Here is a 13521-nt window from a genome sequence, read left to right as displayed (position 1 = left end):
GCGGCTGATGGCGCGTGGCGTGCGGCTCACGGCGCGCAGGTGTACCGCCCGGCGGCAGGGGGCTCACGGCGCGCAGGTGTGCCGCCAGCCGCCCGGCGGCAGGGAGTCGAGCCGCTCGACCAGCTCCCGGTCGGCCGGGTCCTCCGGGACGTACACCACGATGTAGCACTCCGGCACGCCCGGCATCGTCAGATAGGTGGCGTTCAACCGCAGCACGCCCAGCTCGGGGTGGCGGAAGATCCGCAGCAGGGTCTTCGGCGGCGCCACCTCCTGGCGGGCCCACAGCTCCCGGAACAGCTCGCTGCGGGCCGACAACTGCCGTACGTGCTCCTCCCAGACCGGCTCGCCGACGTGCCTGCCGTACGCCGAGCGCAGCACCGCCACCATCCGCGGCAGGCTCTCCTCCGGGTTCTCGCACGGGTTGCAGCACTCCGGCGCCGTCAGCATGCACCAGAGGCTGTTGAAGAACACCCCGTGCGACGGACGGAGCCGCTCGGTGCCGAACAGCGAGCGGTACGGCCGGTTGAAACTCAGCACGTCGAAGCGGGTGTTGGAGACCGCCGCGGGCAGCGGGGCGAGCGAGTCCAGGATCACCTGGATCGCCGGGCTCAGCTCCGGCGGGGCCGGCTGGGCGAGCGCCGACGGCGCCATCCCGGCCAGCCGGAACAGGTGTTGGCGCTCGGTGCCGTCCAGCCGCAGCGCCCGGGCCACCGCCAGCAGCACCTGCTCGCTCGCGTTGATCGGCCGTCCCTGCTCCAGCCACGTGTACCAGGTGACCCCGACCCCGGCGAGCTGCGCGACCTCCTCGCGGCGCAGGCCCGGGGTGCGGCGCCGCAGCCCCGGCGGCAGGCCGACGTCCTCGGGGGTGACCCGTGCCCGGCAGGCCTTCAGGAAGCGGGCCAGCTCGGTCCGGCGGCGTTCGCGGCCGCCCGTCGCGACGGGGGGTTCGTCCAGCACGGTCATGGCGTCCATCGTGCCGCAGCGCGGACGGGCGATACAGGTGCTGCCGGTACCAGGATCGGCAGGCTCTAACCACTGGTACCGGGCCCGCCCCAGGCTGGTGGCCATGACGGATCTTCAGACCCGGCCCCGCGCGGCCGGACGCACCACCGGGGACCCGGCCGTACGGCCCGGACTGCTCCTCGCGCTCGTCCTGTGCGGGCAGTTCATGGCCGTGCTCGACTCCTCCATCGTCAACGTCGCGGTGCCCACCATCCGCACCGACCTGGGCGCCTCCGGCGCCGCCCTGCAACTCGTGATCGCCGGCTACGCCATCGCCTACGCGGTGCTGCTCATCACCGGCGCCCGGCTCGGCGCCCGGTACGGCTTCAGCCGGCTGTTCCAGCTGGGCCTGGCCGTCTTCACCGCCACCTCGCTGGCCTGCGGCCTCGCCCCGACCACCGGCTGGCTGATCGGCTTCCGGCTGCTCCAGGGCGCCGGCGCGGCACTGATGGTGCCGCAGGTGATGAGCCTGCTCCAGCGCACCTTCACCGGCACCGCCCGCACCCGGGCGATCGGCCTCTACTCGGCGGTGCTGGCCGTCGGCGTCGCGCTCGGGCAGGTGCTCGGCGGGGTGCTGGTCAGCGCCGACCTGTTCGGCACCGGATGGCGGCCGGTGTTCCTGGTCAATGTGCCGATCGGGCTGGTGCTGCTGGCGGCCGGCGCCCGGCTGCTGCCGCGGCTGCCCGGCGACCCCTCGCGCGGCTTCGACCTCCCCGGCCTGGTGGTGCTGGGCACGGCGCTCGGCCTGCTGGTGGTGCCGCTGGTGCTCGGCGACCAACTCGGCTGGCCGCTCTGGGGCTGGGCGATGCTCGCCGGCGGCGTGCTGGTGTTCGGCCTGTTCGTGGTGGTCGAGCGCGGGGTCGCTCGGCGCGGCGGGCACCCGCTGATCCCCGGACGGGTGCTGCGCGCCCCCGGGCTGCGGCCTGCGGCGGCCGGACTGTTCACGATCATGGCGGCCTACGCGGGCTTCATGTTCGCCTTCGCCCTGCACCAGCAGGCGGCCCTCGGGCACAGCGCGCTGCGGGCCGGGCTCTGCTCGGCACCCGTCGCGATCGGCTTCGGCCTGGCCAGTCTGCGCTGGCACCGGCTGCCGGGCCGGCTGCACCCGGTGCTGCCGGTGCTCGCCGCGGTGCTGCTCGGCGGCGGGTACCTGCTGCTGGGGGTGCTGCTCGGCGGCGGTGCCGGGAGCGGGGCGGTGGTGCTGGCGGAGACGGCCGCGCTCGGCCTGGCCGCCGGCTGCGCGTACGCGCCGCTGTTCGCCCGGGCGCTCGCGGGGGTGGCGCCCGAGGACGCGGCCGACGCCAGCGGGATGACGGTGACCGTCCTCCAGCTCGGGCAGGTGGTCGGGGTGGCGGTGCTCGGCTCGGTGTTCCTCGGGCAGGTGGACCTGCCGGCGCCCGCCGCCGACTCGGGGCACGCGCTGCTGGTCACGCTGGCGGCCAACGCGGTGCTGGTGCTCGTCGGCGCGGGCTTCGCGGAGCGCAGCCGGCGGGTGGTGCGCTGACCGCTCTCGCGGGGCGGGGTGCTCGTCGCGGTGACCGATCGACGGGGCCGGCCGCTTCGCGTCGCCGGAGGGCTGTGGCCGCTTCGCGAGCGATCGCCGCGCTACCCGCGGCTGCCTCGGGAAACGGATTTCAGGAGCACGCCCCGGACCGTGTAAAGTAGTCGATGTCGCCGAGGGAAACCGGACGGAAACGACGGGAAACCCGGTGACATCGCAGGTCGAGGGGCTGTAGCTCAGTTGGTAGAGCGCTTGCATGGCATGCAAGAGGTCCGGGGTTCAATTCCCCGTAGCTCCACAGTGGTCGAGAGCCGCCACCCGGTAACGGGGGGCGGCTCTTCGCCGTTGTGTGCATGCCACCGGCGGGCGGGGTGGAAAGACCGCTACCGTCGTGCCATGGCCGATCTGCAGCGAAGGCGGAACGAGGAGCTGGCCCGGATACTGCACCAGCTCGGCTGGAGTCCGGAACGGCTCGCCCGTGAGGTGAGCCTCGCCCTGCCGCCCGGACTGGCGATCAGCTCCACCGCCCCGTACAAGTGGCGCGACCGCGGCATGGTGCCGCGCAGCCCGCACGACCAGACGGTCTGCGAAGTGCTCAGCCGCACCCTCGGCATGGCCGTCACCTACGAGCAGCTCTGGGGCCGGATGGGCGGCCACCGCGGCGCCAAGATCCTCTCGCCCCGGCTGCTCACCGACCCGTGGACCGCCGACAACGCCCAGACCGCCCTGCGCGAGGCCGCCACCGACGCCGGACCGGTCCGCCTCACCGACCTGTTCCGCAGCGCCGACCTCGACCACGCCGCCGAACGGCTCTCCTCCCCGCCGCCACCCGTCGGCGGCGGCGAGGGCGCGCTGCGCGTGGACCCCACCCTGGCCGGCGAACTCGGCCTGTCCTACCGCAGCAAGCAGCGCCTCGAACGTTCCTGCGGCGGCGGCCTCGTCCTCGGCCCCACCAGGGCCGAACTCGCCATGCTGGCCAAGCTGTTGGAACTCGGCGCGTACGACGAACGGCTCGGTCGCGAGCTGTACGGCACCGCCAGCAGGCTCGCCCGGCTGGCCGGCTGGGCCGCGTACGACCTCGGCCACGACGCGGCCGCCCAACGGGCCTTCGTCGCCGCGCTGCGCGCCGCCCACGTCAGCGGCGACCCCCGGCTCGGGGTCGCCGGGCTCGGCGCGCTGGTCGTGATCGCCACCCAGGGCGGCGGCGGCCGCGGCTTGGACGCCGTCACCGCGCTGCGCACCGCCCTGGAGACCCACGGCCCCGCGCTCAGCCCCACCTCCCGGGCCCGCCAGCTCGGCCGGATCGCCCGCGCCTACGGCCGTCGCGGCGAGGCCGAACAGGTCGAGGAGTTCGCCGCCCGGGCCTTCGCCGAACTCGACGGTGTGCCCGGCGCGGAGGAGGCCCGGGCCGGCCTCGCCGGGATGGTGGGGGAGGGGCGGCTGGCGCTCGGCCGGCACCGGATGGCCAAGCCGCTGCTCGCCGAGGCCGTCGCCGGGCTCGGACCGGGGCGGGCCCGCGCCAAGGCGCTGCTGATGGTCCGTCTCGCCGACGCCCACCGGCAGCTCGGCGACCAGCGGGAGGCCGCCCGGACGGCCGGACTGGCGCGCTCGCTGGCGGCGGGGATGCAGTCGGAGCGGCTGGCCAGGGCGCTGCGGGACTTCGAGGCGGCGGGGCGGACCGCGGCGGGGTGAGGCTCCCGGGGCGTTCCTGAGCGTTCCTGAGCGTTCCTGGGGGGTCCTGAGCGTTCCTGGGTGGTCCTGGGTGGTCCTGGGCGTTCCGAGGCGTTCTGGAGTGCCTTCTGGAGTGCCGTTCTGGCGCCCCCGGGGCTCCGGGGCGTTCCGGGCACTCCGGGGTGCCGTGGGTGGGACGGCCCGGAGTGCCTTGACCTGCTTGCGGTACCCTGAGCCCATGCGAACCGTGCGCCTGCTCCTTAGCCGGCCGCGCTGACCAGGACCGGCCGCGCCCTCGGGCGGTGCCGGAGTCGGCGTGGCGTCCCCTCCTGCGAGGGGATTTTTTGTTTTCCGCCCCCGCCCGCTTCGTGGGACGGGTCCACGGTCGGCCGCGTCGCGCGGTTCGCCAACTGACACCGATGGAGCTTGAAGGACGATGAGCGAGACGACCCCTGCGTCCGGCGCGGCCGAGACCGCGACCGCGACCGAGCCGTTCCGGTACAGCGCCGCGCTGGCGGCGGAGATCGAGTCCCGCTGGCAGGACATCTGGGAGAAGGAGGGCACCTTCCACGCCCCCAACCCCACCGGTGAGCTCGCCGACCCGTCCGCCGGGGACGTCGCCGCGAAGCCGCACAGCTTCATCATGGACATGTTCCCGTACCCCTCGGGCGCGGGCCTGCACGTCGGCCACCCGCTGGGCTACATCGCCACCGACGTCTTCGCCCGCTACCAGCGGATGACCGGCCACAACGTGCTGCACACGCTGGGCTACGACGCCTTCGGCCTGCCCGCCGAGCAGTACGCCGTGCAGACCGGCACCCACCCGCGGGTCTCCACCGAGGCCAACATCGCCAACATGCGCCACCAGCTGCGCCGGCTGGGCCTGGGCCACGACCCGCGCCGCTCGATCTCCACGATCGACCCGGACTACTACCGCTGGACGCAGTGGATCTTCCTGCAGATCTTCAACTCCTGGTACGACCAGGAGGCGGGCAAGGCCCGTCCGATCGCCGAACTGGTCGCCGCGTTCGAGTCCGGCGCGCGCGAGGTGCCGGGCGGCCGCGCCTGGGCCGAGCTGTCCGCCGGCGAGCGCGACGAGGTGCTGGGCGAGTACCGCCTGGCGTACGCCAAGGAGGTGCCGGTCAACTGGTGCCCCGGCCTGGGCACCGTACTGGCCAACGAGGAGGTCACCGCGGACGGCCGCTCCGAGCGCGGCAACTTCCCGGTGTTCAAGTCCAACCTGCGGCAGTGGATGATGCGCATCACCGCGTACTCCGACCGCCTGATCGCCGACCTGGACCTGCTGGACTGGCCCGAGGCCATCAAGCTGCAGCAGCGCAACTGGATCGGCCGCTCCGAGGGTGCCCGGGTCGACTTCGCGGCCCCCGGCGACCGGAAGATCACCGTCTTCACCACCCGGCCCGACACCCTGTTCGGCGCCACCTACATGGTGCTGGCGCCCGAGCACGGCCTGGTCGACTCGATCGTCCCCGCCGCCTGGCCCGAGGGCGTCCCCGCCGAGTGGACCGGCGGCGCCGCCACCCCCGCCGAGGCCGTCGCCGCCTACCGCGCCACGGCCGCCGCCAAGTCGGATGTCGAGCGCCAGGTCGAGGCCAAGGTCAAGACCGGCGTCTTCACCGGCGCCTACGCCGTCAACCCGGTCAGCGGCGAGTCCGTCCCGGTGTTCATCGCCGACTACGTGCTGATGGGCTACGGCACCGGTGCCATCATGGCCGTCCCGGCCCACGACCACCGCGACTTCGCCTTCGCCCGCGCCTTCGCGCTGCCGATGCGCTGCGTCGTCGAGCCCACCGACGGGCGGGGATCCGACCCGGCCGAGTGGGACGACGCCTTCGACACCTACGACTCGGTCATCGTCAACTCGGCGCGCCCCGAAGGCGGTCCGTCCCTGGACGGGCTGAGCGTCGTGGACGCCAAGGCCCGGGTCACCGAGTGGCTGGCCGAGCGCGGCATCGGCGAGGGCACCGTCAACTACCGCCTGCGCGACTGGCTGTTCAGCCGTCAGCGGTACTGGGGCGAGCCCTTCCCGATCGTCTACGACGAGGACGGCGTGATGCACGCGCTGCCCGAGTCGATGCTGCCGGTCGAGGTCCCCGAGGTCGAGGACTACTCGCCGCGCACCTACGACGCCTACGACTCCGCCTCCTCGCCGGAGACCCCGCTGTCCCGCAACGAGGACTGGGTCAACGTCGAACTGGACCTGGGCGACGGCGTCAAGACGTACCGCCGCGAGACCAACACCATGCCCAACTGGGCCGGCTCCTGCTGGTACGACCTGCGCTACGTCGACCCGACGAACGCCGACGCCGTGGTCGACCCGGCCAACGAGCGCTACTGGCTGGGCCCCACCGAGGCCAAGCCGGCCGGCGGCGCCGACCTGTACGTCGGCGGCGCCGAGCACGCCGTGCTGCACCTGCTGTACGCCCGCTTCTGGCACAAGGTGCTGCACGACCTGGGCCACGTCTCCTCCGTCGAGCCGTTCCACAAGCTGTTCAACCAGGGCATGATCACCGCGGACGTCTACCGCGACGAGCGCGGCTTCCCGGTGCCCGCCGCCGAGATCGAGGAGCGCGACGGCAAGTACTTCTGGCAGGGCGAGCCGGTTAAGCGCGAGGCCGGCAAGATGGGCAAGTCCCTGAAGAACGCCGTCGCCCCGGACGAGATCGCCGACGAGTACGGCGCCGACACCCTGCGCCTGTACGAGATGTCGATGGGCCCGCTGGACGTCTCCCGCCCCTGGGACACCCGGGCCGTCGTCGGCTCGTACCGCTTCCTGCAGCGGCTGTGGCGCAACGTCGTCTCCGAGACCACCGGCGAGCTGGTCGTCACCGACGAGGCGCCGGACGACGCGACGCTGCGCGCCCTGCACAAGGCGATCGACGGCATCCGCGGCGACATGGCCGGGCTGCGCTTCAACACGGCCGTCGCCAAGGCGATCGAGCTGAACAACTTCCTGGTCAAGCGCGGCTCCACGCCGCGGGCCGTGGCCGAGCAGCTGGTGCTGATGGTCGCGCCGCTGGCCCCGCACATCGCCGAGGAGCTGTGGCGCCGCCTGGGCCACGGCGAGTCGCTGGCGCACGCCGACTACCCGGTCGCGGACCCGGCGTACGTGGTCGACGAGACGGTGACCTGCGTCGTCCAGATCAAGGGCAAGGTCAAGGCCCGGCTGGAGGTCGCGCCCGGCATCACCGACGCCGAGCTGGAGGCGCTGGCGCTGGCGGACCCGGCGGTCGTCGCGGCGATCGGGGACGCGGCGGTGCGCAAGGTGATCGCCCGGGCGCCGAAGCTGGTGAACATCGTGACCGGCTGAGGCCGGTTCGGGGTCGGTGGCTGATCGGGCGGGTGTCCTTCGGGGCGCCCGCCCGGTGCTTTGGGGCGGCGTGGCGGTGCACTGTGTGGGCGTGGCGGTGCTTCGGGCCGTCGTGGCGGATGGGCGGGGGCTCGGGCGGGCGGGGCCCTCGGGGAGATCCCCGATCTGTCCCTGATCTCCGCCCGTCGGACCCCTTCGCACTGCCCTCCGGCCCGGTGCCACGGCTACGGTGGAACCCACGGCATTGCGGCCCGCGTTGGGCCCGTTGGGGGCCGGAACGGTGGCGGAAGGTGGCGCGCGATGGACGTGTTCGGCGTGATGATCGGCTTGGTCCTGCTCTTCGGGATCGCGACGCTCGTCCTGGCCGTGGTCGGCACGGTGAAGGCGGCCAAGGCCGTCGCCGCGAAGGTCGAGAAGCACGAGGCCAACGCGCGGCGCGCCGTCGAGACCGCCACCCTCAAGGCGAAGACCTACACCAAGGTCGGCCCGCCCGCGCAGATCGCCACCGTCCGCCTCAAGCTGCGCACCGCGCTGGACGGCACCCGGCAGGTGCTGGAGGGCGGGCTGGCGGACGACAGCCAGCTCGGCGAGTCCCTCGCGCTGCTGACCCGGCTGGACGCGCACGCGGCCGAGCTGGACGGCGAACTGCGGGTGCTGGAGCGCGAGCCGGACACCGCCCGGATCGCGGCCAAGCTGCCGGAGCTGCGGGAACGGGCGGAGCGGATCACCCACGCGGCGGAGACCATGCGGTGGGCGGCTCAGGACCGGATGCACCGGTTCGCGGACGACGAGCTGAGCCGGCTGAGCCAGGAGTGCGAGAGCGAGGCGGGGGCGCTGCGGCACTGGGACTCGGGGGGTGCCGGTTCTGCCGGTTCTGCTGGTTCCTCCGGCACTTCCGGGGCTTCCGGAGTGGGTGCGTCGGGGAGCGGTGGGGCCGCTCGGGCGGGGCTGACGGACGGGAAGGGGCGGCCGAGCGCCGAGGACCTGCTCGGGCTGGCCGACCCGCTGGCTAAGCTGGCGCAGCGGCTGCGGAAGCCGTCGACGGGCACCTCGGCGGGGCCGTCGGCGGGCTGAGCCCGGTCCGCGTCCGGACCTGCCGGGCGGTGCGTATCCGGGCCTGCCGGGTGGTGCGCGTCCGGCCTGCGGGGGAGCGCGTGCGGGCGCTGTTCTCCCGGACGAACGGGGAGTAATCTCCGCCTCATGCCCTCCGACCTCGCACTTGTCACCGATTCCACGGCCTATCTGCCGCAGGACTCCCTCGACCGGTACGGGATCACGGTGGTTCCGCTGAGCGTCGCGGTCGGTGACTCGGTCCTCTGCGAGGGGGTCGAGATCTCCCCGAAGGACGTCGCCGAGGCGCTGCGCTCGAAACAGCGGGTGACCACCTCCCGGCCCAACCCGGAGACCTTCGCCGCCACCTACCGGGCGGCCGCCGAGGCCGGGGCGAAGGGGATCGTCTCGGTGCACATCTCCGGCGAGCTCTCCGGCACGGTCGAGGCCGCCCGGCTGGCGGCCGCCGAGGCGCCCGTACCGGTGCGGGTGGTGGACAGCCGGCTGGTCGGCATGGCCCTCGGCTACGGGGTGCTGGCGGCGGCCGAGGCCATCGCGGACGGCCGGGGACTGGCGGAGGCGGCCGAGGCCGCGACCCGGCGGGCGGCCGGGACCAGCGGCTTCTTCTACGTGGACACCCTGGAGCACCTGCGTCGGGGCGGGCGGATCGGGGCGGCGCGGGCACTGCTCGGGTCGGCGCTGGCGGTCAAGCCGCTGCTGCACCTGGACGGGGGGCGGATCGAGCCGCTGGAGAAGGTGCGGACGGCGTCGCGGGCGATCGCCCGGCTGGAGGAGATCGCGGTCGAGCGCTCGGGGGAGGGCGAGGTGGACATCACCGTGCACCATCTGGCGGCCGAGGAGCGGGCCGAGCCGCTCGCGGAGCGGCTGCGGGCGCGGGTGCCGGGGCTGCGGGAGCTGTACGTGGGCGAGGTGGGGGCGGTGATCGGTGCGCACGTCGGGCCGGGGCTGCTGGCGGTGGTGGTCGCGCCGCGCTGATGCGGGGCGGTGGGGTGGGGTGGTGGGGTGGGGTGGGGTGGGGTGGGGTGGGGTGGGGTGGGGTGGGGCATCGTGCGCCGGTCAACTTTAGGGTGGGGCAGTCACTCGTGTGAGTGACCGTTTTTATCCACAACCCCCGGGTTATCCACAGGGTTTCGGTAATTCCTGCACGCCCGCCGGAGGGCTCCTAGCGTCCTCGCCATGACGACCTTGGGCCTGGGCGCGGCGAAGCGCCAAGCGATCAACGAGACGGTGCGGCTGCGGATGGCGGCGCTGCTGCCGACGGACGACGAGCCGGTGGGTGCCGATCGGGCCGCTGCCGTGCCGCCGTCACCCGCTCCGGCGCCTCCCGTAGTGGCGGGGGAGCCGGCGGCGCTGCCTCCGGGAGCGGCGGTCCTTCCCGATCCGCCGGGGGCCGGGGCGCGCCTGCGGTTCGCCTCGGTGCTGGCGCTCGACCGGCGGGCGGTGGCCGGGCTGACGATCCTGCTGCTCTTCGCGGTGGGTTACGCCGTGCAGCACTTCTGGCTGGCCAGGCCGGAGGCCGTGGCCGTACCGGCGCTGGCCGCGGCCTCGGTGCCGCCGGAGCCGGGCCCGGCTCCGGCCGACGGCCCGCCCGGCAGCGGGGCCGGTCCGCCGGCGGCTGCCGCGGGCCCGGGGGCCGAGGCCGCCGTGGTCATCGACATCGGCGGCCGGGTCCACGTGCCGGGCCTGCACACCCTGCCCGGCGGATCACGGGTGGCCGACGCCCTGCGGGCGGCCGGCGGCCCACTGCCGGAGACGGACACCCGGGGCCTCAACCTGGCCCGCGTCCTGACGGATGGTGAGCAGATTCTGGTCGGCGAGCAGGTGCCGGCCCCCGTGCCCGTCCCGGTCCCCGCCGGCCCGGGCGGAACGTCCGGCGCCGGTACGCCCCGATCACCCGTCAGCCTCAACCGCGCCACCCTCGAACAGCTCGACTCCCTTCCCGGCGTCGGCCCGACCCTCGCCCAGCGCATCCTCGCCTACCGCACCTCGCACGGCTCGTTCCGCTCGATCGACCAGCTCCGGCAGGTCAGCGGGATCGGCACCCGAACATTCGCGGAACTCCGTCCGCTGCTCACCCTCTGACGCCTGTTCCCTCTTCCGCCGCGCCGCCCCCGAAGGGAGGTACCGCCTTGTCCGCCACCACCGCTTCGCTCCCGCGCCCCCGTTCCTCGGGTCCCGACTTCCGGCTGCTGCTGCCCGCCGTCTCGGCCTGGCTGGTCACGGCGGTACTCCTGCCCCTCGGGCCGGGAGCCGAGCCGGCGCTCTTCGCGCTGGCCGGCGGCGCCGTGCTCGCGGCCGCCCTGCTGCTGGCCCGGCCGGGCCCGCCGCGTCGGCGCGGTGCCGCGGTGGCGCTGGCGGCCGTGCTGCTCTCCGGCGCGGCGGCCGCGATCGCGACCCCGCTGCACACCGCCGACCTGCACCGGGGGCCCCTGCCGGAACTCGCCCGCGCGGCCGAGCAGGCGCCCCCGCGCTCCCCGGGCGAGCCCGCCCCGGCGGTGGAGGTGGAGCTGACCGTCGAGGGCGACCCGAAGGTCCACACCTCCCGGGGCGGTACCACCGGCGGACAGACCCTGCTCACCGTCGAGGCCGTGGCCGACCGTGCCACCGTCCTCCCGGACGGGCGGCCCACCCGTACCCACACCCCGGTGACCGTCATGGTCCGCGGTCCGGAGACCGAGCCCTGGCTGCGGCTGCTGCCGTCCGAGCGGCTGGCCGTCGAGGCCGAAGTGCGCCCGGCGGGGGAGGGCCACGACACCGAGTCCGCAGCACTGCTGGTCGCCCACGGCCCGCTCCGGCAGCTCGCGCCGCCGAGCCTGCCGCAGCGGATCGCCGGGCGGCTGCGCGAGGGACTGCGCACGGCCAGCGACGGGCTTCCGCCGGACGCGCGCGGACTGCTCCCGGGGCTGGTCGTCGGCGACACCTCGCGGCTGCCCGACGACCTGGTGGACGCCTTCCGGGCCACCGACCTGGTGCACCTGGTGGCGGTCAGCGGGGCCAACCTGGCAATCGTCCTCGGTGTACTGCTGGGCGCACCCGGCCAGGCCGGCACCGCGGAACGGCGTGGACTGGCCGCGCTGCTGGGGCTGTCGCTGCGCACCAGCGCGCTGCTCGGCACGGGACTGGTGCTGGCCTTCGTGACCGTCTGCCGACCCGAGCCCAGTGTGCTGAGGGCAGCCGGGACGGGACTGATCGGCATGCTGGCCCTGGCCACCGGCCGCCCCCGCCAGGCCGTACCCGCGCTCGCCGGGGCCGTACTGGTCCTCGTCCTGCTGGACCCGTTCCTGGCCCGCTCCTACGGCTTCCTGCTCTCGGTGCTCGCCACCGCCGGGCTGCTGGTGCTCGGTCCGCCCTGGGCCGAGTCCCTGCGGGCCCGGCGCTGGCCACACCACCTGGCGGGTGCGCTGGCGGCCACGGCGGCGGCGCAGGCGCTGTGCGCGCCGGTGACGGTGGTGCTGTCCGGGCACATCAGCCTGGTCGCGGTCCCGTGCAACCTGCTGGCCGAACTGGCGGTGGCCCCGGCGACACTGCTCGGCTTCGGGGTGCTCGCCCTGCAGCCGCTCTTCCCGTCCCTGGCCCGGCTGCTGGCCGAGCCGGCCGGGGTGCCGGCCAGTTGGCTGGCCTTCGTCGGACGGCGCGGGGCCGAGCTGCCCGGCGGCCAACTGTCCTGGCCCGGCGGCTGGTTCGGGGTGGTCACGGTCGCCCTGGTGACCCTGGCCGCCTGCTGGGCGGCGCCGCTGCTGCTGCCCCGGCGGACGGAACCCGGCCGGCCGGTGCGTGTCCGGCGGTGCTGGGCCCGGGCCGTGGTGACGGGTGTGCTGCTGGTGGTGCTGCTCGCCGTGCTGCTGCGCCCGCCGCAGCTGGCCCGGATCGCCACGGGCTGGCCGCCGCCGGGGTGGCGGCTGGCGATGTGTGACGTCGGCCAGGGAGACATGTTGGCCCTTGCCACCGGTGTTCCGGACAGTGCGGTGGTGGTCGACACCGGGCCGGATCCGGACGCCGCCGATCGGTGCCTGCGCGAGCTCGGTGTCACCAGGGTGCCGCTCCTGCTGCTGACCCACTTCCATGCGGACCATGTCGAGGGCGTGCCAGGAGTGCTGCGGGGGCGCCAGGTTGGCGCGGTCGAGGGCACGGTGCTGGACGATCCGCCGGGCGAGGCGGCCAGGGTGACGGCCTGGGCGACCGGGGCCGCCGTTCCGCTGCTGCGGGCGGGCCGTGGTGAGCGGCGCTCGGTCGGTCCGGGGCTGGCCTGGGACGTGGTGTGGCCCGTTCCCGGGGCGGTCGTTGACGCGCCAGGTGCGAACAACGCGAGTGTGGCGCTGGTGGTGTCGCTGGCCGGCGGTCTGCGGATGGCGTTGCTCGGTGATCTCGAACCGCCTGCCCAGGCTGCCTTGTTGGGGCATTTGGGCCGGGTCGACGTCCTGAAGGTGGCGCACCACGGCTCGGCGCATCAGGACTGGGACCTGACCGGTGCCCTGAGGCCCCGGCTCGCCCTGATCTCCTGCGGCGAGGGCAACGCGTACGGGCATCCGTCACCCCGTACGGTCGACCGCCTGCGCGCGCTGGGTGCCACCGTCCTGCGTACCGACCGGGCGGGGGACATCGCCGTGACGGGTGACTCCCCGTCCACCCTCGCCGTTGCCGTCCACCCCCAGCCCGCCCACGCGACCCGCTCGGGGCACTCCTCCTCCGGGAGCTCCACTCGCAAGTCCCGCGCCCCGCCCTCGTGACCCCCGCTCTCCTCTTCCCTCCACGAGGTGGGGTGGGCAGGGGGTAGGGGTGGGGGAGGTGGAGGTGGAGGGAGGGTGGGAGGGGGCGGGGGCGGGGGCCCCGGGGAAAGTGATTGCGGCGCGCTCCGGGCCGGCCCAGAGCGCGCCGCAAAAAGGTTTCCCTTCCCCACCACGTGGAGAAACGTTTCCCACCCCCCCTCTCGTTTTAAGAACATGGG

The 13521-nt window shown here is 74.6% G+C and carries 8 protein-coding genes and 1 tRNA gene; 8 read left to right on the top strand and 1 reads right to left on the bottom strand.

Features of this window, described 5'->3' with window-relative positions; all coding sequences use genetic code 11:
• Nucleotides 1-63: 63 nt before the first annotated feature.
• On the bottom strand, nt 64-963 hold the full coding sequence (locus ACZ47G_RS13150; RefSeq protein WP_465741946.1) for a helix-turn-helix transcriptional regulator: 900 nt from the start codon (nt 961-963) through the stop codon (nt 64-66).
• Between the two features lie 103 nt (nt 964-1066).
• Between ACZ47G_RS13150 and ACZ47G_RS13145 the strand changes: the two genes are divergently transcribed.
• The 8 genes from ACZ47G_RS13145 (at nt 1067) to ACZ47G_RS13110 (ending at nt 13303) form a co-directional block, all read left to right on the top strand.
• Entirely contained in the window at nt 1067-2506 is a 1440-nt protein-coding gene (locus ACZ47G_RS13145; RefSeq protein ID WP_465741944.1) for an MFS transporter, read from the top strand.
• 222 nt (nt 2507-2728) lie between these two features.
• A tRNA-Ala gene (locus ACZ47G_RS13140) sits at nt 2729-2801 on the top strand.
• A gap of 98 nt (nt 2802-2899) precedes the next feature.
• Nucleotides 2900-4195, top strand: coding sequence for a hypothetical protein (locus ACZ47G_RS13135; protein WP_465741943.1), 1296 nt, complete (start codon nt 2900-2902; stop codon nt 4193-4195).
• A 415-nt stretch (nt 4196-4610) separates the two neighbouring features.
• On the top strand, nt 4611-7505 hold the full coding sequence (gene leuS / locus ACZ47G_RS13130; protein WP_465741941.1) for a leucine--tRNA ligase: 2895 nt from the start codon (nt 4611-4613) through the stop codon (nt 7503-7505).
• Nucleotides 7506-7805: 300 nt separating this feature from the next.
• Nucleotides 7806-8579, top strand: coding sequence for a hypothetical protein (locus ACZ47G_RS13125; RefSeq protein ID WP_465741939.1), 774 nt, complete (start codon nt 7806-7808; stop codon nt 8577-8579).
• 126 nt (nt 8580-8705) lie between these two features.
• Nucleotides 8706-9551, top strand: a complete 846-nt coding sequence (locus ACZ47G_RS13120) for a DegV family protein (protein WP_465741937.1) — start codon at nt 8706-8708, stop codon at nt 9549-9551.
• A gap of 201 nt (nt 9552-9752) precedes the next feature.
• Nucleotides 9753-10658: a helix-hairpin-helix domain-containing protein gene (locus ACZ47G_RS13115; RefSeq protein ID WP_465741935.1), complete on the top strand. Its 906-nt coding sequence runs from the start codon at nt 9753-9755 to the stop codon at nt 10656-10658.
• A gap of 47 nt (nt 10659-10705) precedes the next feature.
• The gene (locus tag ACZ47G_RS13110) at nt 10706-13303 is read left to right on the top strand and encodes a ComEC/Rec2 family competence protein (RefSeq protein ID WP_465741933.1); all 2598 of its coding nucleotides are present in this window, start codon (nt 10706-10708) and stop codon (nt 13301-13303) included.
• Nucleotides 13304-13521 lie beyond the last annotated feature (218 nt).

The sequence above is a fragment of the Kitasatospora sp. NPDC030952 genome (genome assembly GCF_055571335.1).
The sequence above is the reverse complement of the archived record's forward strand: the minus strand, read 5'-3'. Positions and strand labels throughout refer to the sequence as shown.